We start from the raw sequence: 21,989 nt of genomic DNA on the forward strand, positions 1-21,989 counted from the left end.
TCGGGGTGTGAAACCTGATGCGCTTCGACCTGCACGAAGTCGGAAGCCAGAATGCCTACAAGCTTTTGGCCGCAACCGTCATGCCCAGGCCGATCGCCTGGGTGGTGACGCTCGATGCGCAGGGCCGGCTGAATGCGGCGCCCTACAGCTTCTTCAACGTCATGGGGCCATCGCCGCCGACCGTGGCGATCGGCATCATGGCCGATCCGGAAAGAGGCTTCAAGGATACGGCGCGCAACATCCTCGACACCGGCGAGTTCGTCGTCAATCTTGTGCCCGAGCGGCTGGTGCAGGCGATGAACGTCACCGCCATCGATGCGCCGCGCGGTGTCGATGAGCTGACGCTGGCGGGACTTGCGACCGCGCCGTCGGCCCATGTCCGTCCGCCGCGGATCGCCGAAAGTCCCGTCGCTTTCGAATGCGTATCGCTGTCGTCGGTCGTCACCGGTCCGGCGCAGGTGGTGGTGATCGGCCGCGTACTTGCCGTGCATGTCGCCGACGATTGCGTGCTGGACGCCGAGCGCGCCCATATCGATACGCCAAGGCTCGATCTCGTCGCTCGCTCCTACGGCAGCGATTACGTGCGCAGCCACGATACCTTCAGTCTCGTTCGCCCGAAATGGAGCGACCGGCGGGGACCGAAGCCGGAATAAGTTTGCTTGAGACCATGCCTATCGACCGGTATCGGCGCTACCCGCGCCGGGACCGGTCTTTTCCTGCTTTTGTCTGGGTGTAGCAGTCAAACAGAGCAATCATCGAATAATTCAATATTTTCGAAAATCTTCGTTGACAGTTCGAGAGAAGTGAAAGAAACTTAACTCGGGAGTTAAGAAATTCACCAAATTGGTGGTTCGTCAAGGGAGGAAATGCCGCGATGCTGCAGGAGCGCGTCGAAGGTCGCTGGCTGGATTCGTTCCGCCGCGTCTTCAGATTGAACGGCATCGGCCAGGGCACGCAGGTTGCCATTCTGTCCGAAACCCAGTCGCGGCCGGTTCTCGTCCATCTTTCGGACCTGGCTCTGCACGATCTGGGGGCGGAATACTGCATGATCCAGATGCCGACGCCGCGCCAGACGGCGCCGGTTCCGGTGAAATCGACCGGCACGTCCTGGGCGATCCAGCAGAATCGCGCCGTCATCGAGGCTCTGAAGCGCGTTGAGGTCATCGTCGACTGCACGGTGGAGGGGCTCATTCACGCGCCGGAATGGCCGGAGATCGAAGCGTCCGGCAACACGCGGCTCCTCGTCGTCTGCAACGAGCATCCGGAAATCCTGGAGCGCACCGAGCCGACGGCGGAACTCGGTCCCAAGGTGGCGCTCGGCGTCGAGATGCTGCGCGCGGCGAGCGAGATGCGCGTCACGTCGGCTGTCGGCACCGATCTTCTGATCGACCTGCGTGGCGCTCCGTGCGGCGGCACGCCGGGCTTCGGCACCAGGCCGGGCGACGTGGCGCATTGGCCGGGCGGCCTTTGCCTCGCCTTTCCGGGCCGGAACTCCGTCAACGGCCGCATCGTCATGGATGTCGGCGACATGAACCTGACCTTCAAGACGGCGCTCACAAGCCGCATCGATTTCACCGTCGAGAATGATTTCGTCACCGCCATCGAGGGCGATGGCATCGATGCCATCCATTTCCGCGAATACATGGAGGCCTGGGACGACCGGAACGCCTACGGCATGAGCCATGTCGGCTGGGGCATGCACCCGCGCGCCCGCTGGGTGTCGGCCGCCATGTACGACAAGCGGGACATGCAGGCGGTCGAATTCCGCGCGCTCGCCGGTTCCTTCCTGTGGTCGACAGGGGCGAACCAGTATGCGGGCCGCTACACGCTCGGCCATTTCGATCTGCCGATGCGCAATTGCACGATCGAACTCGACGGAAAGGTCGTCGTGAAAAACGGCGTCCTGCAGGGTGAACTGGCGCTTTGACGCCTTCGAAGAGAGAAGAAGCATGAGCGAAATTGCCGATTACTACGACCTCTCCCGCATCCGGCCGGAAGTCCAGAAAGTCCTCAACCGCGTGAACGAGCTTGGCCGCGAACGCTTCGCCCTTCGCGCCAAGGCTGTCGATGACGACGCTTCCTTCCCGGTCGAAAACTATAGGGATCTTGCCGAGGAGGGCTTCCTCGGGCTCTGCATCCCGCAGGAGTTCGGCGGCTGGGGCTTTTCGATGTTCGAATACGCCATGGTCGGGGCTGAGATCGGCAAATATTGCGGCGCCACCGCGCTGACCTTCAACATGCACAACTCCTCGATGGCCTGGTCGCGCTTCATGTTCGAAATGCCGAACCTGACGCTCGAGGAGAAAGCGACTTTCGCACCCTTGCGCGAACGCCAGTTCCGCCGCGCCATCGCGGAAAGAGCCATCTTCTCGCAGCCGATTTCCGAAGGCGGGCAGAACTGGACCTCGAAGCCGAACCAGACCCAGTGCCGTAAGGTGGAAGGTGGCTGGAAGATCAACGGTTTCAAGAAGTTCGCCTCGCTTGCCGGCTATTGCGACTACTACACCATCGTCTGCACGGAGACATTCGAGGGCCAGGAGCCGCGCCACGAGGACACGATGCTGTTCGTCGTCCACAAGGATACGCCCGGCCTGACCGTCAAGGGCGAATGGGACCCGCTCGGCATGCGCGGCACCAACAGCCGCGACCTTATTCTGAAGGATGTCTTCGTCAAGGCCGACGATCTCCTGATGCCGCGCGGCATTTTCAACAAGACCCTGCCCAACTGGCCGCACATGATGATTACGCTGTCGCCGACCTATATGGGCGTGGCGCAGGGCGCCTATGATTTCATGGTGGACTATCTCAAGGGCAAGATCCCGGGTCAGCCGCCGATCGATCGGCGCATGTATGCCACAAAGCGCATTGCCGTCGGCAAGATGTATGCGCGTCTTGCCAATATACGCGCCTTGTGGTGGCAGGCTTTCAGCGAGGCCAAGGGTTTTCCGAACAAGGCGGAAGTGCTGCGCATGTATGCCGCGCAATATAACGTCATGGAGGGTGCGGCCGAGATGACCTCGATGGCGATCCGCACCTGCGGCGGCCAGTCGATGCTGAAGTCGCTGCCGCTGGAGCGCATGTATCGCGATAGCCGCTGCGGCGCGCTGATGCTGCCCTTCACCTCCGAGATCTTGGAGGATTATCTCGGCGTGCTCGCGCTCTACGAGATGGACGAGCTCGATCACGCTCCCGGCGACGAAGGCGGCGCCCGCACGTCGCTCTGGCGCGGCGATGCCGGCGGCGCGGGTGGGGTGAGGTAATTCCGATGCCGCGCGACCGGGTTCAGATTGTCGGGCAATGCCCAGCCTCTCCCGAGGCGGTCTGGGCCATCGCCGGCGACTTTTGCGGAAAATGGCATCCCGCCATTGCCGGCATCCGCGCCGAACACGATGCGCGCGGCAGCCTTATCCGGGCCTTCACCGTGCATGGCGAGGATACGCTCTACCGCGAGCAGCTCACTTGGTTCAGCGATAGCGACCACTCGCTTGGCTACACCCATCTGGAAGGCATTGCCGGCGTCGATCGCTACGACGGCCGCATGACTGTCTCCGGCGATGGTGACGGCGGCAGCGTTGTCGAATGGACTGCCGAAGTCGATGCCCCGGACGCGGCGCGTCTGGCCGGTATCTGCCAGGGCACGAAGGCGATCTTCGAGGCTGGCATCGCAGCCCTTTCGGATCGGGCCCAACGCCGTGAGGCGGTTTCGTCCCGGCAGCAATCCCCGGCGCCGGTCACCTTCGAGGAAGTATCGCTCGGCGAGCGGCCACGGCTGGCGTTGACCGTAACATCGCAAGAGGGGGGACCGCTTTGCCTCTTCCTGCACGGTATCGGTGGCGGGCGGACGAATTGGCTGCCGCAGCTTGCCGCTACGGGGACCGTCACGCGCGCGGCCGCTCTGGACCTGCGCGGTTATGGCGACAGCACGCTCGGGACAGGTCCGTCGACGGTCGAGGATTATTGCGCCGACATCTTGCGTATCCGCGCGGCGCTGGGTGCGGAACGGCTGGTTCTGGTCGGCCTGTCCTATGGTTCGTGGATCGCCACGTCCTTCGCCGTGCGGCATCCCGATCTGCTGGCCGGACTGGTGCTTTCCGGCGGCTGCACCGGCATGTCGGAAGCGTCTCACGAGGAGCGCGAGGCGTTTCGCCTCAGCCGCCGGGTGCCGCTCGATGCCGGGTTGGCGCCAGCGGATTTTGCGCCCGATGTGGTGAAGGTGCTGGCCGGTCCGAACGCTTCGGAAGAGGTGAAGGAACAATTGCTGCGCTCCATGGCGGCGATCCCGGCCGCAACCTACAGCGACGCGTTGATGTGCTTCACCAATCCGCCGGAGCGCTTCGATTTTTCCCACCTGGCCATGCCGGTGCTGATGATGACAGGCGAGTATGACCGGCTGGCCGCGCCGGACGAGATCCGTGGCGTGGCAAAGCGCATCCATGCCGATGCCGCCTTGCCCGACGTTCGCTATGAAACGATCCGGGATGCGGGCCATGTCTGCAACGTGGAGCAGCCCGAAGCCTACAATCGCATTCTCCTCGACTTCCTTGGAAAGCTCCCGAAATGAATGATCTTCCCCGCCGCCAGCAGAACCGGATCATTCGTGAGCGGCGTATTCTGGATGCCGCCCTGAAGGTGTTTGCCGAGACCGGCTATTCGGGCGCGACCATGGACGCGGTCGCCATCGAGGCGGGCCTGTCGAAACCCACGCTCTACCAGTATTTCTCGTCGAAGGAGGCGCTCTTCTCGGCGATGATGCTCGGCGAGCGCGACCTGATGCTGGAGTTTTTTCAGCATCCTTCCGGCAAGGGGATGGTGGCCGACCTGCATGGCTTTGCCTGGGACTATGCCGACACGGTGATGCGCCCCGACCTGCTGTCGCTCGCCCGCCTGATCATCGGCGAGGTGCAGCGCTTTCCCGAGATCGGCCGCGCCTACCAGGAATCCGGTCCTGACCGGCTCCTGCGCGGGATCATGGACTATCTGGAGGGACGACGGACCGCCGGACAGCTCATCTTCGAGGATGCGGAGCTGGCGGCCCAGGATCTTTGGGGCCTGATCCTTTCGGCGCCTCGAACCCAGGCTCTCTACATGCCGGACCACCCGCCGGGGCGGGCCGAAATCGCGAGATATCTGAACAATGGCCTCAGGGTTTTCCTGAAGGCCTATTCGACCCAGCCAGAGGCGGATCTGGCCAAATTAGAGGCGCTGATAAACGCCCATTCCCTTCAGCAGGTGGAACATGACGATTGAAGACTATCTGGCCGATCCGGCCAGTCGATTTGCCACGGTCGCGATGACCGACACGAACGGGCTTCTACGCGGGCAAATGGTGTCCGCCGGCAGTCTCAAGGGGATCGCGAAAAACGGCATGGGCATGTCGCCCGTGACGCTGGCGCTCGATCCGACCGACGTGGTGCTGACCATCCCCGGCGTCTCCGACGGCACCTCGGACTTTCACGACGATCCGCTGATCATCGACCCGGCGACCGCTCGCCGGCTGCCATGGTCTAAGCCGGGCCACGATCTGCTGGTTCTCTCCAATTATTCCGGCGGCACCTCCGAATTGTGCCCGCGCTCCATCCTGAAGCGCGTGCTCGAGCGTGTCGGCAATGCGGGATATGCGCCCCGCTACGGCATGGAGCTTGAATATACCCTCTTCGACGAAACGCCGGAAAGCGCCCGCGCCAAAGGCTATCGCAACCTCAAGACGGCCACGCAGCACAACAGCCACGATCTGGTGCTCTATCAGGTGCAGCAGACCGAATGGTACGAGGCGGTCGCCGCGATGTGCGAGCCTCTCCGGATCGATCTTGCCAAGATGCACGAGGAAATCGGCGGCGGCTTTCTGGAGGCGTGCATCGCGGCCGGAGAGGGGCTGGAGCCCGCCGACCAGCTCGTCATTCTCAAGAATTTTCTGCGTTCGCTGGCGCAAAGACAGGGCAGGTGCGTCACCTTCATGCCGCGCTGGACCGAGGCTGCGGACAGCCAGTCGATCCATGTGCATATCTCGCTCAAGGATCGCGACGGCCGGCCGATCTTCCATGATCCCGCGCAGAAGAACGGCGTGTCGCAGACGTTCCGCCATTTCATCGGCGGGCTGCAGACTTACATCGGCGACATGACGCTGCTCTTCCAGCCGACCGTCAATTCCTACCGCCGCTTCGCGCCGGGCACGTTTGCGCCACCCGGCCTTAGCTGGGGTTACGAAAATCGTACGACCTGCTTCCGCATCGTCGGCCACGATGCCGGTTCGCTGCGTGTCGAAAATCGCCTGCCGGGCGCCGACACCAATCCCTATCTGACCGTCGCCGCCACGGTCGCGGCCGGGATCGCCGGCATCTTGGAGCAGATAGAGCCGGAGCCGGAGACCATCGGCAACGGTTATGCGCAAGAACCGGCGCGAGATTTCGCGCGTTCGATGCCCGAGGCGATCGAGCGGCTGTGCGGCTCCGATTTCGCCAAGGATTGGCTGGGGGCCAGGTTTGTCGAGGCTTTCGCCTCGACGCGCGAAAGCCAGCACAACGAGTTCCGTCGCAAGATTCCCGATGTGGAGTTGGAGCGCTTTTTCGATTTGGGGTGAAGGCACATGGATGCAGATCTTCGCGGTCTTTTTTTGGAGAGCATGAGCCGGGTTGCCTCCGCCGTCACCGTGGTGACGACGGATGGCGAGGCGGGCCGCTTCGGCGTCACCGTCTCGTCCATGACGTCGGTCTCGGCCGATACGAGCCGACCTTCCTTGCTGGTCAGCATTCATCACTTGAGCCCCGCCGGTGAAGCGATCCGGAAGAACAAACGGTTTTGCGCCAATGTGCTCAGCGGCAACCAGAGCTTCGTTTCGGACCTTTTCTCCGGTCGCCTCAAGCATCTCGCCGACGACAGGTTCGCGGCGATCGGCTGGCATAGCAGCGCGGCCGGATCTCCCGTCATCGACGGCGCCATCGTTTCACTCGACTGCGAGCTGAAGACGGCCCTGCTTTGGGGCACGCATTTCATTCTCATCGGCGAGGTGGAGCGGATCGAGCTGTCGCGACAGCGCTCGCCGCTTGTCTACGCCAATCGGAGCTATCGGCGCGCCATTCCGATCGCGCCGGACGATGACCAGCCGCATAGTCCGGAAAACCAGCTGCGCGTCGGCTTTTTCATCACGCTCGGGCCGGAATTCGTGCCGCCGCTCGTCGCCGATTTCGCCGGCCAGACGCCGGGCGTCGATATCCGGCTGCTCGAGGCGGACCACGACGATCTCATCGAGCAGATGCGTGCCGGCAAGATCGACGCAGCAGTCACCTTCGGATCGGTCGACGAGCCGGAGCTCGACAGCGAACTTTTGTGCGCTCCGGCGCCGCATGTGCTGTTTAGCGCGGATCATCCGCTTGCCGCGAAGTCCAGCCTTCGGCTTGCCGACATCGCCGATCTGCCGATGATCCTGCTCGATTATCCCTCCGTTCGCGGCGCGATCGCCGCGCTCTTCAAGCGCAACGGGCTGAAGCCGGTCATCCGCCTGCAGTCGCCATCCTTTGCCATGGTTCGCGGACTGGTGGCCCAAGGGCTGGGATATTCGATAGTTCCACAGAAGCCCCAGAACAGAACAGGGCCAGATGGACGCGAGATTCGGGCCGTGCCGCTAAGCGAGGAATTTCCGGAAGGCGCTGTCATTGCCGTCACACAAAGGTCGGATGGCCAAAGCCAGCTGGCAAAGGACTTCATCGCCAAATGCAGGATATCGTTCAAGCGCGCCTGACGGGGAGGGACGGCGCGCGGACAGGGAATTGACGGGAGAATACCGCAATAGACGCCGCCAGGAGCGGCAGAATGGGAGAGGGGAATATGGCTCAGGAAGAAGCTATCGATATGACTGGTGCAGGGAGTAACCAACTTCGTAAAAACTCGCTCGGGCTGATCGCCGTCACCTTCATGGTGATTTCGGCGGCGGCGCCGCTGACGGGTGTTGCCGGCGCGATGCCGCTGGCTTTCATGCTGGGGAACGGGGCGGGCATTCCGGCAACCTTCGTCTTTGTGACGCTGGTGATGCTGGCCTTTGCCGCAGGCTACGTCACGATGTCGCGCTACGTCACCAATGCCGGTGCTTTCTACGCCTATGCGGCGCGTGGGCTTGGCGGCCGTGTCGCCGGGGCGGTCGCCGTCACCGCATTGGTCGCCTATAACGCCATGCAGTTCGGGCTCATCGGCCTGTTCGGCGGCATCGCAGCCGGCATCTTCGGTTCGTTTGGGCTGGTGTTGCCCTGGTGGATCTGGAGCCTGCTTGCCATCCTGCTGGTCGGCTTCCTTGGCTATCGCCAGGTCGACCTGTCCGCCAAGGTGCTCGTCTTCGTCGTAGCCCTGGAATATCTGGTGGTGCTGATCGTCGATTTCGCCATTCTGGGCAAGGGCGGTGCGAACGGGCTTGCACTGAATTTCTTCGATGCAAACGCCGTCTTTTCGGGTTCGCTGACCGCTGCGGTCCTCTTCTGCCTGGGCTGCTTCATCGGTTTCGAGGCAACGACCATCTACGCCGAGGAGGCGCGCGATCCGGAAAAGACGATTCCGCGGGCCACCTATCTGTCGGTTCTGATGATCGGCATCTTCTTCATCTTCACCACATGGCTGATGATCGTCGGTATCGGCGCCGACAAGCTGCTCCCGACGATCCAGGGACTGCCTGATCCGTCGACGTTCTTTTTCGATCTCGCCGGTCAATATGCCGGCGGCACGATCGCGAATATCGCCGGCATCCTGCTGGTCTCCAGCCTGTTTGCCGCACTTTCAGCCTTTCATAACTACATCGCGCGCTACAGCTATGTCGCCGGCCGCGAGGGATTGCTGCCGGCGGTCTTCGGCCGGACGCATGATATCCATCAAAGCCCCCATGTCGGCTCGGTAACGCAGACGGCGGGAGCCTTGATCGTCCTGGCATTCTTCGCCGGGCTCGGCCTGGATCCGGTTCTCAACATGTTCACCTGGATCAGCCAGATCGGCACGCTCGGCGTTCTCGGCATGATGACGGTGACTTCGGTCGCCGTGATTGCCTTCTTCCGCCGCACGGATCACACCGCATCGGCGCTGACGACACTGATCCTTCCGCTGGTCTCCGGTCTGGTGATGGCGGCGCTGTTCGTCTACATCTTCCTGCATTTCGGCGATCTGACCGGAACGACCGGCGGCGTGCTCGGCATCGTCCTGCCCTCGCTGATCCCGATCGCGGCGATCGTGGGCTATCTCGTCGCCATGCGTCTGCAGCGCGTCGATCCGGCCCGCTTCGCCCGCATGGGGCACAATCAGGGCTGAGGCCGCTTATGCTTGCGGGATGCCGGCTTGGGCCGGCATCCCGTCCTGGATCCGGTTCGGGGGCCGATGAGAAATTCCGCCGCCTAACGATCTTCCCGCGTATGCCACAACCTCAGGATATAGATCGTTGACTGCTGAATTTCGTAGCGTATCTCATAGTGGCCGACGAGCAGGCGCCTGACCTCGCGTGGGTCGAATTCAAAGAGTCGCTCGCCAATTCTTGGGTTGGCCAGCAGAATAGTCGGCGCTTTGGTCAGGGACTGCACCGCGCGAACGGCTGCCGGCTTGTTTACAGCCGCCAGAAATTCATAGAGACGACTGAGGTCGGATAGCGCCTTGCTGGTCCATTTTGCTTGCATCAGCGAGGAAGCGGCAAAGGTTCGTCGCTGCCGAGGCTATCGGCCCATGCCTGTACCGCCTGATGGTCGATCACACGGCCCGCGTCCACGTCCAGAAGCGCTTCCCGGGTGAGCCTCTCGCGCTCTTCTTCCTGGTCGAGCCAAGCGGTAAGAGCCTGCTTCATGATCCAGCCGCGAGAACGCTCAAGCCTTTCAGCCATCAAATCGACTTTCTCGGCCAAGGAGAGTGGGACATGCGCGGTCAAGACTTTGGTGCCGGAACCTGACATGCGATCATCCTTTTCATGAGGTTCGATTTATTCCTAATCATAGTGATTAATTTTGAATCGATCAATGACGCCCGTCGATTGGACCGAGCTGGCGGCTTTGTCTTTCCGACGAGACATCCAGCGGCAAACAGATATGCGATGGAGAACACCTAACGGTAGAACTCCGATGGCGGCTTGCCGAAATGGCGGCGGAACATCGCAGTAAAGGCGCTCTGGCTGGCGTAGCCGCAATCGAAGGCGACGTCGATGATGCGGTCGCCGCTCGCCAGTTTGCGCAGCGCAAACAAAAGTCGCGCCTGTTCTCGCCATTGCGCGAAGCTCATGCCGGTTTCCTTGACGAAGAGGCGATGCACCGTCTTGGCCGTCACGCGAAGGCGTTCGGCCCATTGGTTAGCGGTCGACGTATCGGAAGGATGCTCGGTGATCGCTTCGCAGATCAGCTTGAGTCGCTCGTCTTCCGGCATGGGAAGATGCAGGGGCAGTACATCTGAGACATGTACTTCGTCCACGAGCAGCTGCATGAGGCGGTCGTCGCGGCTGCCTTCCGCATAATCGAGGGGAACGCGAACGGCGGCGACGATGAGCTCGCGCAGCAGCGGCGAAACCTCGATGACGCAGCTTCCCACCGGCATATGGCGGATCGCCGTCGCGTCGATGAAGACCGTGCGGATCTTCACTTCGCCGGCCATCTTCACGTCATGCTCCAGCCCGGCCGCCAGCCATAGCGCCCGGCTCGGCGGGACCACCCAGGACCCTTCCACCGACCGCACGATCATCACGCCCTCGATCGCGTAGAGCAGTTGGCCGCGCGGATGCGAGTGCCAGCCCGTGGAGGCCCCGTCCGGATAGTTGACGTCCATCGCCGCCATGGCGCGATGGGTGTCGTGAAAATCGAGATGTTTTCGCGTCGGGTCGTTCTGCATGTCCCAATCTCTACAGTCTTGGTCATCATAAAGCGATACGGACCGATATCGAAGCAGTAAGCCAGGGTCTCGAAATGGATCCATGGTATCGCATATGAAAAACAAGCTCGCATTTCTCTATCCTCTCGTCGCCATCATCCTCTGGTCCGGCAACGTGATCGTTTCCCGAATGTCCGCGCATACGATCGGACCGGAGGCGATCACCTTCTATCGCCTGCTGCTCGCCGTTCTGCTGATGAGCACCTTCGTCGCCGTCCCGGCCTGGCGAAATCGCTTCGTCATCTGGCCGCACCTGGGGCAGTTCGCCATTCTCGGTTTCCTCGCCATGTGCTTCTTCCAGAGCCTGTCCTATCTGGCGGCGGAAACGACGACGGCGACGAACATGGCCGTGTTCACGGCGCTGACGCCGCTGCTCACGGTGGCCTTGAGCGCCTTCGTGCTGAAGGATACGCCGACTGTCGGAATGGTCGGCGGCGGCGTCCTGTCGCTTGTCGGGCTCGTTTATCTGGTCAGCGCCGGCGATCCGGCAGCGCTCGCGCGCAATGGCGTGCATCTCGGCGATCCGCTGATGTTCATTGCGGCGCTGAGCTATGCCGTCTATGGCGTTCTCCTCAAGCGTTGGAACCTGCCCGTCGCCGGCTGGCAATCGACCTATATGCAGGCGATCTGCGCTCTGGTGATCATGTTTCCGGCATTTCTTGCCACGCCAGCACCGTTGCGTGCGCTGAATGCCGAGACCTTGCCGCTCATTGCCTATGCCGGTGGCCTCGCGTCCGTCGTCCTTCCGTTTTTATGGGTGCGCGGCGTTCATATCCTCGGCCCCAACCGCTGCGCGGCCTTCATGAACCTGTTGCCGGTGTTCACCGCGCTCGGCGCCATTGTGATGCTTGGCGAACCGGTACGGGCCTATCACGTCATCGGCGGTGGTGCCGCGCTCGTCGGCGTTGCCTGCGTGGAGCTTTTCCGCCGGCCCTTGCGCAGCGCGCCACCGGCCATGCCCGAAATTGTCGACTAAGCGAATGGACTGCCGCGAACGGACGCGGCTTTCTGCATTGAAATCACGCCCGGGGCAGCCATGAGAGCTCTTCGGGGGAAGCGCGAGCCGCGCAAAATCCTGGGGGTGACTTTGCGCCCCCAATTTGCAACGCGGAACGATGGGCATCTTGCTCTGCTGCTCAAGAACGGGGTGTGGAGCATCCATCAACTTTACGGCATCATGGACATCGAGCTCTTTCCGAGCGCGGTCTTTTCTCTCTCCAACGTTGACCGGCCAAGCGGAGCGCGTCTAGTTTCCGTGTCACGACAGGATTCGAGATCGAAGAGGAAAACCGGCATGACCCACGTCGCCTGGCGCGCAGATCCATTGAGCTGGGGCCACGGGCCGCGCGTTTTTGAAATCTTCCTGGAACCCACTTGCCCGTATTCGGTCAGGGCTTTCAACAAGCTAGACGATTTTCTGAAACAGGCAGGCGAGGATAAGGTCACCATCAAGGTGCGCCTGCAATCGCAGCCCTGGCATATGTATTCCGGCGTCCTCGTGCGCTGCATTCTCGCGGCTTCGACGCTTCCCGGAGGCAAGGAGACGGCGAAGAAGGTGATGGCTGCGATCGGTGTCCATCGCGAGGAGTTCGAGTTCGCTCATCACGCCGGCGGACCGAACATGGACGTGACGCCGAACGCGCTGATCGAGCGGCTGGAGAATTACAGCGGCATCCAGCTGAAAGAGGCCTTCGCGATCCCGGACCTCGACCGCGAGATCAAATGGCACTGCAAATACGCCCGGCAGAACGGCATCCACGTATCCCCGACCTTCATGATCGACGGGCTGGTGCAGGCCGACATGAGCAGCGGCGACGACATAGAAGCCTGGGTCAAGAAAGTATCGGCGTCGTAGGAGGCGGGCACAATCGCCCTCCCGATTTGCCGATCCCGGGCAGCCGCCGGTTTGACACTTGAAGTCTGCGACCAACGGGTCAAGGCCCGGCTTCGGCGTGAGGAATGCTCGGGCACGCGATCCGAGCGCCGATCCTTGCGGGCAATTTGGAAAGGCGGCGATGCTTCCGCATCGGCGCCTTTACCACTTGCCATGTCGTCAGTCTTCCACGTTCGGCAGCAGGATCGTCAGAAGCCCGATCAGCGGCAGGAAGGCGCAAAGTTCGAAGACGAACTCGATGCTCGTATGGTCGGCAAGCACGCCAAGCGCCGCAGCCCCGATGCCGCCCATGCCGAAGGCGAAGCCGAAGAACAGGCCCGAAACCATGCCGACGCGGCCGGGCAGCAGCTCCTGCGCATAGACGACGATTGCCGAAAAGGCGGACGCGATGACCGTGCCGATGATCGCGCTGAGGATGATCGTGGTTTCGAGATTGGCGTGGGGCAGGACGATGGTGAAGGGCAGGATGCCGAGGATGGATCCCCAGATGACCTTCTTGCGGCCGATGCGGTCCCCAACCGGGCCGCCGACCATCGTGCCGACCGCGACGGCGGCGAAGAACACGAACTGGCAGAGCTGCGCCGTCCGTTCGGTAACGCCGAACCGGGCCATCAGGTAGAAATTATAGTAGCTGGTGAAGCTCGCCAGATAGAAATACTTCGAGAAGATCAAGGCGATCAGGACGGCAATGGCAAGGCCGACGCGGGCGCGCGACAAGCTCAGCGCCTTGTGGGTCTTGCCGGTCTTGGCCGGCGCGCGCAGGTGCCCGCCGTTTACCTGATACCAGCGGCCCAGCCCTCCGAGGACGAGGATGCCGATGAAGGCCAGGCTCGCGAGCGCCGCCATTCCATGCTGGCCGTGCGGAAGAATGAAGAAGGCGGCCAGCAGCGGCCCGAGCGACGTGCCGAAATTGCCGCCGACCTGGAACAGCGACTGGGCAAAGCCGTGCTTGCCGCCGGATGCCAGCCGCGCGATGCGGGATGCTTCGGGGTGAAAGATCGAGGAGCCCAGGCCGAGCAGCATCGCGCCCATCAGCAGGGTCGGATAGTTCGAGGCCATTCCGAGCGTAATCATGCCGGTACAGCTGCAGGCCATGCCGAAGGGCAAGGAATAGGGTTGCGGCCGCCCGTCCGTGTACCACCCGACGAAGGGCTGCAGGATCGAGGCGGTGATCTGGTAGACGAAGGTCAGGACGCCGAGCTGGGCAAAGCTGAGGTCGAAGCCGGTCTTCAGCACCGGATAGCTCGCCGGCAGCAGGGACTGGGTGACATCGTTGATGAAGTGGCCGAGACTGGCCACCATAATGACCGGATATATCGTCGCCGCCGCGCGAGGCGGGTTCATGACCTGGCTCATGGCTCTCACTTTCAAATCGTTCGCCGCGCTGATATTAGAAAAGACAATCGCCCGCTACCGCGATAAGGCGCAACTACTACGAGACTGGGCCAGAATGGTCAGGAACAGCCGCATAGATCCATTCATCGATGTCGACCGGCCTCTCGTTGCCCTCGGCAACGAGTATAGGGACGGGCATCGTGTCGATCCGCACCAGCATCGGCGCGCGCAACTTCTATACGGCTTTTCAGGCGTAGTCGTGGTGACCACTCCGGACGGTACGCTCGTCATGCCGCCCGAGCGCGGCATGTGGATCCCTCCGGGCGTCATCCATAGCGTGCGTATGCTCGGCAATGTCAGCATGCGCAGCGTCTATATTCAGCCGCAGGCAATCAAGACGATGCCCGATCATTGCCAGGTTGTCGAAATATCGCCCCTGTTGCGCACGCTCATTGCGGAGGCCGTCGATATTCCGGTCGACTATGACGTCAACGATCGCGCCGGTGCCTTGATGACCTTGCTTCTGCACGAGCTGGCAAGGCTGAAACCGCTGCCCTTATCCTTGCCGATCCCGCGCAACAGCGTGCTTGCCCAGAAGTGCCAGGATTTCGTGCGGCAACCGACGACGCACGATACGATCGATGTCTGGGCGAATTACATGAGCATGAGCCGGCGTGCGTTTACCCGCATGTTTCGTCTCGAGACGGGCCTCAGCTTCGTCAAGTGGCGCGAGCAGGCCTGCCTTCATGCCGCGCTTCCCCGGCTCGTCGCGGGGACGCCGGTGACGACGATTGCAATCGACCTCGGCTACAAGAATCCGGCCGCCTTCACGACCATGTTCAAGCGGGCCTTTGGCTATTCGCCGCGCGAGATCACGCGCCAGCATGCGCGCAACGGTTCCCCGAGTGCTGGCCTCCAGCCCTGAAGGTCATTGCGAGCCGCCGAGATGATCGCCGCAGAACGCGGGAGACTAGCGGCGTGACCCGTCAGGTCGCGTCGAGATAGGGCTTCAGAGGCATATCGTCATGCCTCGGCACCGTTTGCCGTTCAATCATGTGGTGGATGACCGGCGGCTGGCCGCCGCGATGCAGGGCATCGAGACGCTCCGCGACATCGATATCGGCATGCGTCTGGCGCTGGCTATGGCGAACATAGTCGATCCAGGTCGGCAGATGGTAGCTTTCCGTCCATGTGTTCGGCTTTTCCAGATCGCGCAAGAGCGACCATTGCTTCGCGCCATCCCGGATTCGCATCCGGCGCCGCTGGGCCATGACGGCCAGAAACTCCGGCACGTCATCCTGATCGATGTCGTAATCCACCATGACCAGGATCGGACCGCTTCTGGAGCGCAGGTCAAGCTGCAGTTGCGGTTCGCTGAACGTGTTCGTCGGATCGAGATTGAGGGATTCGAAGTCCGGCTGGCGCAAAAGAAGGCCAAGCAGGCCGCCTATCGCCAACGTGACGCTTGCGATGCAGAGAGCGCCGGTGACGCCATGGGCGTCGGCCAGTTCGCCCCACATCCAGCTTCCCACAGCCATGCCGCCGAAAGTCGCCGTCTGGTAAAGCGAAAGGGCGCGACCGACGACCCAGCGTGGCGTGGAGAGCTGAACGGTGACATTGAAGAGCGAAAAGGCCTGCACCCAGGCAACACCGGCCGGCATGAGAAGAAGACAGCTCAGCCACACCTGATGGCTGAGCGACAGGAAGAAGCAGCTGACCGCCAGCGTGAAGAATGCGCCGCGGATCACCCATTCATTGCTTAGGAGGTCGCGAATGCGGCCGATCAGCAGCGCGCCGCAGATGGCGCCGAAGCCGAAGAAGCCGAGCATGATGCCGTAGGTGATCGCCGTGCCATGCACATGATCGCGCGCGACGAGAGGCAGCAGCGCCAGGATGACGATCGCCGTCAGGCCGAAGACGAAGCTGCGGCACATCACCTTGAGAAGGTTCGGCGACATCAGGACATAGCGGAATCCGGCCGACATCGCGCTGCCGAAAGGCTCGCGCGGCAGCGCATTGCGGGCGGGGGCCTTCTTCCAGCGCAACAGCGTGAGAATGAGGGCGAAATAGCAGAAGACGTTGAAGAGGAATGCGAAGGCCGCGCCCGCGGCCGCGACGATGACGCCGCCGATCGCCGGCCCGATGCTGCGCATCAGATTATAGCTCATGCTGTTGAGCGCAACGGCGCCGGGCAGATGTTCGCGCGGGACGACGTCGCCCATGGAAGCCTGCCAGGAAGGATTGTGAAGAGCTCCACCGCAGCCGATCAGGAAGGTGAAGCAGAGCAGCAGCCAGGGCGTCAGGGCATTGCTGTAGGAAAGTACGGCCAGCGTCGCGGAGACTGAGAGCATCAGGGTCTGCGCGATCAGCATGATCCGCCTGCGGTCGTAATTGTCGGCCAGTGCCCCAGCCGCAAGCGAGAAGATCATGACGGGCAGGGTGGTGGAGGACTGCACCAGCGCGACCATGCCGTGGGAGGTCGCAAGGCTGGTCATGAGCCAGGCAGCGCCGACGCCTTCGACCAGACCGCCAAGATTGGAAATCAGCGTTGCCGACCAGAGCGAGCGGAATGTCTTGGATTGAAACGCGACGAGCGGAGAGGTTCTATTGGGCATGTCGGCTTTTCTTCACAGGATTGTCTTGCTCGACGGGCGCGGAAAATTCGCTCGAAGCCTATGCGCGGTCGAGTCGATGATAAGCCTATAGTGATTTGCTAATTTCCGAAACGATTTTGGAATAAAATTCTCGCCGATGACGGCGGATTCGGCCGTCGGATCCCGAAAGCATCTCCCGGGAGACTTTCGTCGTCAGAGTTCGCCTCGGAGCGGGCGACCTGTCACGACGACAGGGATGTTCACAGCGGCAATGGTGGAGAGACATTGCACGCCACCGCCGCCCCTGCCCACGGACAATGAGCCTGTAAGATCTCTCAAGGCAAGGCGGTAGTGACCCTTCGACGCCCTAATGGATAAGGATCGCGCGGAAGTCGTTGACGTTCGTGCCGGTGGGGCCGCTCACGAAAAGGTCGTCGAGCGCGGAAAAGGCCGACCAGCTGTCGTTCCGGTCCAGGAATTCGGCGGCGTCCTTCCCCTGGTCGGCAAGGCGCGTGGCAGTGCTGCCGTCGGCAAAGGCGCCGGCATTGTCCTCGGAGCCGTCGATACCGTCGGTATCCGCAGCGAGAGCCGAAACACCCGACTGGCCGGAGATGGCGCAGGCGAAGGAGAGCAGGAATTCGCTGTTGCGGCCGCCCTTGCCTTTGCCCTTGATCGTTACGGTCGTCTCGCCGCCCGACAGAACAAGGACGGGCCCCTTCGATGCGAGGCCTCGGTGGGCGATCTTCGCCACGATCGCGGCGTGTTCGCGGCCGACCTCGGATGCTTCGCCCTCGATGGCGTCGGAAAGGACAATGGGCTCGACGCCGGCTTTGCGCGCGACGTCGGCCGCCGCCTCCAGCGCAATGGCGGCGGAAGCCACGAGTTTCACCTCGTTGCGGGAGAAGCGAGGATCCGATGGCTGCGGCGGCTCGTCTCCACCATTCCTGAGATGGCGCATGACCGCTTCCGGCAGGTCGAGGCGATAGCGATCTATGATCTCAAGCGCGTCGGCGCGCGTGGCCGTGTCGGCAATCGTCGGACCGGAGGCGACGAGGGCGGGATTGTCTCCCGGTATGTCGGAAACCACGAGCGAGACGACACGGGCCGGATGCGCCAGTGCGGCGAGCCGGCCCCCCTTGATGCGTGAGACCTGCTTGCGTACGGCATTCATGGCGCTGATCGGTGCGCCGGAGGCAAGCAGCGCCCGGTTGACGGCGATCTCGTCGGCAAGCGTGAGATCGCCGGCGGGGGCCGGCAGCAATGCCGATCCGCCACCGCAGACAAGGGCAACCACCAGATCGTCTTCGGTGAGGCCGCTCACGGCGGCCATCAGCCGGTCGGAGGCCCGCAGGCCGCTTTCATCCGGCACGGGATGGGCGGCTTCGAGGACTTCGATGCGCTCACAAGGCACGGCATAGCCGTAACGCGTGACGACGACGCCGGAAAGCGGCGCATCCCACAGGCGCTCGAAGGCGCGCGCCATCTGCGCCGCCCCTTTGCCGGCACCGACCACCACCGTCCGGCCTTTCGGCTTTTCCGGCAGATGGGCGGCAAGCGCCTTGTCCGGATCGGCGGCCGCAACCGCCGCGTAGAACAGCTTTTCCAGAAAGGCGCGGGGATCGGCGATGGTCGGCATCGGGTTTCTCACATGTTAGAGCGTGTCCGCATTCTTCCGAAACGCGAAAACGCTCTACGTTCTGTTTCTGGAGGCATTCCGGACGGAAAGCCGCTCCGCACTTCTCCTGGAAAGCTCTAGGAGACAGGATGGTTCGCCATCCGCTCCAGCGCCTTGACGAGACCGGAGTGATCGAGCCCGCTGTCGCCATTGGCGGCGCATTGATTGAAAAGCTCCTGTGTCGATGCCGTGTTGGGCAACGAGACGCCCAGCGCCTTGGCGCCCTGCAAGGCAAGGTTCAAATCCTTCTGGTGCAGCGATATGCGGAAGCCGGGCTCGAAGGTGCGCTTGATCATGCGTTCGCCATGGACTTCGAGGATGCGCGAGGAGGCAAAGCCACCCATCAGTGCCGAGCGCACGCGGGCCGGATCTGCCCCTGCCTTGGAGGCAAAGACGAGCGCCTCGGACACGGCCTCGATCGTCAGCGCGACGATGATCTGGTTGGCGACCTTGGTGACCTGGCCGTCGCCGCAATCGCCGACGAGGGTGATGTTCTTGCCCATCAGCTGGAAGAGCGGCAGCGCCCGCTCGAAGCTGGCCTCCGATCCGCCGGCCATGATCGACAGCGAGGCGTTTTTGGCGCCGACTTCGCCACCGGAGACGGGGGCGTCGATATATTCCGCACCTGTCTCGCGAACCCTCTGGGCGAATTCCTTGGTCTCGATCGGTGAGATCGAGCTCATGTCGATGACGAGCTTGCCCTTCGAAAGACCAAGGGCAACACCGTTCTCGCCGAAGAGCACATCCTTGACCTCCGGCGTATCCGGCAGCATCAGGATGATCGTATCGACGGTTTCGGCGAGCGCTCTCGGCGTCTCGACGAATTGAAGGCCGTTGTCGAGCAACTCCTGGCGCGGCGCGGCGGAAAACTTGGACGTGATGACGGTATGGCCGGCATTCTGCAGGTGGCGTGCCATGGGTGTGCCCATGATGCCGAGGCCGATAAATCCGATGTGTGCCATGGTTGTTAGCTCCTGATATTGAGAATGGCTGCGCTTTCGCTGTGGCGGCCGGTAGCCGCAAACCAGCCAAGCCCTGCTTCCGTCGTGGTCCGCGGCTTGTATTCGCAACCGATCCAGCCGTCGTAGCCGAGCGCATCGAGCGCATCGAAGACGAAGGGATAGGCGATCTCGCCGGTGCCCGGTTCGTTGCGGCCCGGGTTGTCGGCAAGCTGCACATGGGCGATCTGCGCCTGGTGCTTCTTGAACGTGCCGATCAGTTCGCCCTCGGTACGCTGCTGGTGATAGAGGTCGTACTGAATGAACAGATTGTTGCTGCCGACCTCGGCGATGAGCGAGGCTGCCTGATCGGGCGTGTTGAGATAGAAGCCCGGAATGTCGAAGCGATTGATCGGCTCGATCAACAGGCGGATGCTGTGCTTGCCCAGTTCGGCTGCGGCATATCTGAGATTGACGACGAAGGTGGTTCGCAGCGTTTCATCGGATATGCCCGATGGCGCGATGCCGGAAAGGCAGTTGACCTGGCTGCAGCCGAGCGCCGTCGCATAGTCGATCGCGGAGGCGACGCCGCGGCGGAATTCGTCGATGCGATCGGGCAGGATCGCGATGCCGCGCTCGCCGCCGGCCCAATTGCCGGCCGGCAGATTGTGCAGCACCTGCGTCAGGCCATGACGATCAAGTTCGGCGCGCAGCGCTTCCTTCGTAAAGTCATAGGGAAACAGATATTCGACACCTTTGAAGCCTGCCTTGGCGGCGAGTGCGAAGCGCTCCAGAAAGGGCGCTTCGTTGAAAAGCATGGTCAGATTGGCCGCAAATCTCGGCATGATATCTCTCCTTCAATCCAGCAGGGCGAGGATCGCGGTCGGGGCATCCTCGCCGCGTTCGGCAAGCTCCTCGAACTCGACGACGGCGTTGATGTCGGCGCCCATGGCGATGTTGGTGACGCGTTCGAGAATGAACTCGATGACGACGGGAACCTGGTGTTCCTTCATGAGCTTCTGTGCGGTGGTGAAGGCTTCCTGGAATTCGTTCGGGCTGCGGACGCGAATCGCCTTGCAGCCGAGACCCTCGGCAACCGCGACATGGTCCACGCCGTAGCCCGGTTCCGCGTCGCCCGATGCGTTGATGTTGTCGAAGGCGAGGCTGACCTCGAAATCCATGTTCAAGCCGCGCTGGGCCTGGCGAATGAGGCCGAGATAGGAATTGTTCACGACCACATGCAGATAGGGGAGCTTGTGCTGGGCGCCGACCGCCAATTCCTCGATGAGGAACTGGAAATCATAGTCTCCGGACAGTGCGACGATCGGGCGATCCGGGTCGGCGGCGCGCACGCCGAGCGCTGCCGGCAGCGTCCAGCCGAGCGGGCCTGCCTGGCCGCAATTGATCCAGTTGCGCGGCTTGTAGACATGCAGGAACTGCGCGCCGGCGATCTGGCTTAGGCCGATGGTCGAGACATAGCAGGTGTCGCGGTCGAAGGCCTTGTTCATCTCCTCGTAGACGCGCTGGGGCTTCAGCGGCGTCTGGTCGAAATGCGTCTTGCGCAGCATGGTGCGCTTGCGCTCCCGGCATTCCCCCGCCCAGGCGGACCAATCGCGCAGCTTGCCAGCCGTCTTCCATTCCGTTGCAACGTCGAGGAACAGCTTCAACGCCGCGCCGGCATCCGAGACGATGCCGAAATCCGGTGCGAAGACACGGCCGATCTGGGTCGGCTCGATATCGATATGGACGAAGGTGCGGCCCTCGGTATAGGTCGAGACGTTTCCGGTATGGCGGTTCGCCCAGCGATTGCCGATACCGAAGACGAAGTCGGATGCGAGCAGCGTGGCATTGCCGTAGCGATGCGAGGTCTGCAGTCCGCACATGCCGGCCATCAGCGGATGATCGTCGGGGATCGTGCCCCAGCCCATCAGCGTCGGAATGACCGGAACGCCGGTGATCTCGGCAAATTCGACCAGCAGGTCGGACGCATCGGCATTGATGATGCCGCCGCCCGCGACAATCAGAGGACGCTCCGCCGCATTCAGCATGGCGAGCGCCTTCTCCGCCTGCGCCCGCGTCGCTGACGGCTTATAGGGCTCGAGCGGGGCATAGGTGTCGATGTCGAACTCTATTTCAGCGAGTTGGACATCGACAGGCAGATCGATGAGGACCGGGCCGGGACGACCAGAGCGCATCGTATGAAATGCCTTCTGGAAGACGTAAGGGACCAGCGCCGGCTCCATGACGGTAACGGCCCATTTGGTAACGGGAGCCGCGATCTTCGCGATATCGACGGCCTGAAAATCTTCCTTGTCGAGACGCGCACGCGGCGCCTGCCCGGTGATGCAGAGGATCGGGATCGAATCGGCCGAGGCCGAATAGAGGCCGGTGATCATATCGGTGCCGGCCGGACCCGAGGTTCCGATGCAGACGCCGATATTGCCGGCCTGCGCACGGGTGTAGCCCTCTGCCATGTGGCTCGCGCCCTCGACGTGGCGGGCAAGCACATGGCGGATCGAGCCGCGCATCTTCATTGCCGAGTAGAAGGGGTTGATCGCAGCACCCGGAACGCCGAAGGCGCAATTGACGCCTTCCTTTTCCAGAACCAGCACTGCGGCATCGACTGCACGCATCTTTGCCATGGGACTTTCTCCGTTTCTGAAGAGAAAGTACCGCATTCATTC

Annotated in this window: 20 protein-coding genes; 11 read left to right on the forward strand and 9 right to left on the reverse strand. The window is 62.4% G+C overall.

From position 1 onward, the window contains the following. Nucleotides 1-17 precede the first annotated feature (17 nt). The 8 genes from ACQZ6J_RS27065 to ACQZ6J_RS27100 all read left to right on the forward strand — a co-directional run bounded on the left by ACQZ6J_RS27065 (nt 18) and on the right by ACQZ6J_RS27100 (nt 9,279). Nucleotides 18-653 (forward strand): flavin reductase family protein, encoded by a 636-nt coding sequence (locus ACQZ6J_RS27065; protein WP_449086394.1) that lies wholly within the window; start codon nt 18-20, stop codon nt 651-653. 221 nt (nt 654-874) lie between these two features. Next, complete coding sequence (locus ACQZ6J_RS27070) at nt 875-1,927, forward strand: peptidase M29 (RefSeq protein ID WP_449086395.1); 1,053 nt, start codon at nt 875-877, stop codon at nt 1,925-1,927. Between the two features lie 22 nt (nt 1,928-1,949). Further along, the gene (locus tag ACQZ6J_RS27075; RefSeq protein ID WP_449086396.1) at nt 1,950-3,260 is read left to right on the forward strand and encodes an acyl-CoA dehydrogenase family protein; all 1,311 of its coding nucleotides are present in this window, start codon (nt 1,950-1,952) and stop codon (nt 3,258-3,260) included. A 5-nt stretch (nt 3,261-3,265) separates the two neighbouring features. Then, complete coding sequence (locus ACQZ6J_RS27080) at nt 3,266-4,561, forward strand: alpha/beta fold hydrolase (RefSeq protein ID WP_449086397.1); 1,296 nt, start codon at nt 3,266-3,268, stop codon at nt 4,559-4,561. Next, nucleotides 4,558-5,247, forward strand: coding sequence for a TetR/AcrR family transcriptional regulator (locus ACQZ6J_RS27085; protein ID WP_163988417.1), 690 nt, complete (start codon nt 4,558-4,560; stop codon nt 5,245-5,247). The genes ACQZ6J_RS27080 and ACQZ6J_RS27085 overlap by 4 nt, the downstream gene beginning before the upstream one ends. Continuing rightward, nucleotides 5,237-6,577: a glutamine synthetase family protein gene (locus ACQZ6J_RS27090; protein WP_449086398.1), complete on the forward strand. Its 1,341-nt coding sequence runs from the start codon at nt 5,237-5,239 to the stop codon at nt 6,575-6,577. The genes ACQZ6J_RS27085 and ACQZ6J_RS27090 overlap by 11 nt, the downstream gene beginning before the upstream one ends. A 42-nt stretch (nt 6,578-6,619) precedes the next feature. Continuing rightward, nucleotides 6,620-7,735 carry a LysR substrate-binding domain-containing protein gene (locus ACQZ6J_RS27095; RefSeq protein WP_449086399.1) on the forward strand — a complete coding sequence of 372 codons (1,116 nt, stop codon included), beginning with the start codon at nt 6,620-6,622 and terminating at the stop codon, nt 7,733-7,735. A gap of 86 nt (nt 7,736-7,821) precedes the next feature. After that, entirely contained in the window at nt 7,822-9,279 is a 1,458-nt protein-coding gene (locus tag ACQZ6J_RS27100) for an APC family permease (RefSeq protein WP_246725813.1), read from the forward strand. Between the two features lie 83 nt (nt 9,280-9,362). Here the strand turns inward: ACQZ6J_RS27100 and ACQZ6J_RS27105 are convergent, their stop codons facing one another. From ACQZ6J_RS27105 to ACQZ6J_RS27115, 3 genes are all read right to left on the reverse strand, one after another. Beyond that, nucleotides 9,363-9,638, reverse strand: coding sequence for a type II toxin-antitoxin system RelE/ParE family toxin (locus tag ACQZ6J_RS27105; protein ID WP_163988423.1), 276 nt, complete (start codon nt 9,636-9,638; stop codon nt 9,363-9,365). Next, nucleotides 9,638-9,907: a CopG family ribbon-helix-helix protein gene (locus tag ACQZ6J_RS27110; RefSeq protein ID WP_163988425.1), complete on the reverse strand. Its 270-nt coding sequence runs from the start codon at nt 9,905-9,907 to the stop codon at nt 9,638-9,640. The genes ACQZ6J_RS27105 and ACQZ6J_RS27110 overlap by 1 nt, the downstream gene beginning before the upstream one ends. Before the next feature lie 149 nt (nt 9,908-10,056). Then, complete coding sequence (locus ACQZ6J_RS27115) at nt 10,057-10,830, reverse strand: AraC family transcriptional regulator (RefSeq protein ID WP_449086400.1); 774 nt, start codon at nt 10,828-10,830, stop codon at nt 10,057-10,059. A 94-nt stretch (nt 10,831-10,924) separates the two neighbouring features. Here ACQZ6J_RS27115 and ACQZ6J_RS27120 point away from each other — a divergent pair, with 94 nt between their 5' ends. Both ACQZ6J_RS27120 and ACQZ6J_RS27125 read left to right on the forward strand, forming a co-directional pair. Next, nucleotides 10,925-11,845 (forward strand): DMT family transporter, encoded by a 921-nt coding sequence (locus ACQZ6J_RS27120; RefSeq protein ID WP_163988428.1) that lies wholly within the window; start codon nt 10,925-10,927, stop codon nt 11,843-11,845. A 318-nt stretch (nt 11,846-12,163) separates the two neighbouring features. Beyond that, on the forward strand, nt 12,164-12,724 hold the full coding sequence (locus ACQZ6J_RS27125) for a DsbA family protein (protein ID WP_449086401.1): 561 nt from the start codon (nt 12,164-12,166) through the stop codon (nt 12,722-12,724). A 198-nt stretch (nt 12,725-12,922) separates the two neighbouring features. Here ACQZ6J_RS27125 and ACQZ6J_RS27130 read toward each other — a convergent pair whose 3' ends face one another. Continuing rightward, the gene (locus ACQZ6J_RS27130) at nt 12,923-14,107 is read right to left on the reverse strand and encodes an MFS transporter (RefSeq protein ID WP_449086402.1); all 1,185 of its coding nucleotides are present in this window, start codon (nt 14,105-14,107) and stop codon (nt 12,923-12,925) included. Here ACQZ6J_RS27130 and ACQZ6J_RS27135 point away from each other — a divergent pair. Continuing rightward, entirely contained in the window at nt 14,106-15,023 is a 918-nt protein-coding gene (locus ACQZ6J_RS27135; protein ID WP_449086403.1) for an AraC family transcriptional regulator, read from the forward strand. The genes ACQZ6J_RS27130 and ACQZ6J_RS27135 overlap by 2 nt on opposite strands. A gap of 61 nt (nt 15,024-15,084) precedes the next feature. Here ACQZ6J_RS27135 and ACQZ6J_RS27140 read toward each other — a convergent pair whose 3' ends face one another. From ACQZ6J_RS27140 to gcl, 5 genes are all read right to left on the reverse strand, one after another. Continuing rightward, nucleotides 15,085-16,713, reverse strand: coding sequence for an MFS transporter (locus tag ACQZ6J_RS27140; protein ID WP_449086404.1), 1,629 nt, complete (start codon nt 16,711-16,713; stop codon nt 15,085-15,087). Between the two features lie 346 nt (nt 16,714-17,059). Next, nucleotides 17,060-18,328: a glycerate kinase type-2 family protein gene (locus ACQZ6J_RS27145; RefSeq protein WP_449086405.1), complete on the reverse strand. Its 1,269-nt coding sequence runs from the start codon at nt 18,326-18,328 to the stop codon at nt 17,060-17,062. A gap of 116 nt (nt 18,329-18,444) precedes the next feature. Then, nucleotides 18,445-19,329 (reverse strand): 2-hydroxy-3-oxopropionate reductase, encoded by an 885-nt coding sequence (glxR, locus tag ACQZ6J_RS27150; protein ID WP_449086406.1) that lies wholly within the window; start codon nt 19,327-19,329, stop codon nt 18,445-18,447. A gap of 5 nt (nt 19,330-19,334) precedes the next feature. Continuing rightward, entirely contained in the window at nt 19,335-20,150 is an 816-nt protein-coding gene (gene hyi / locus ACQZ6J_RS27155; RefSeq protein WP_449086407.1) for a hydroxypyruvate isomerase, read from the reverse strand. Nucleotides 20,151-20,162: 12 nt separating this feature from the next. Further along, the gene (gene gcl / locus ACQZ6J_RS27160; protein ID WP_449086408.1) at nt 20,163-21,947 is read right to left on the reverse strand and encodes a glyoxylate carboligase; all 1,785 of its coding nucleotides are present in this window, start codon (nt 21,945-21,947) and stop codon (nt 20,163-20,165) included. Between the last annotated feature and the right edge of the window lie 42 nt (nt 21,948-21,989).

This window comes from Rhizobium sp. A37_96, from assembly GCF_053521765.1.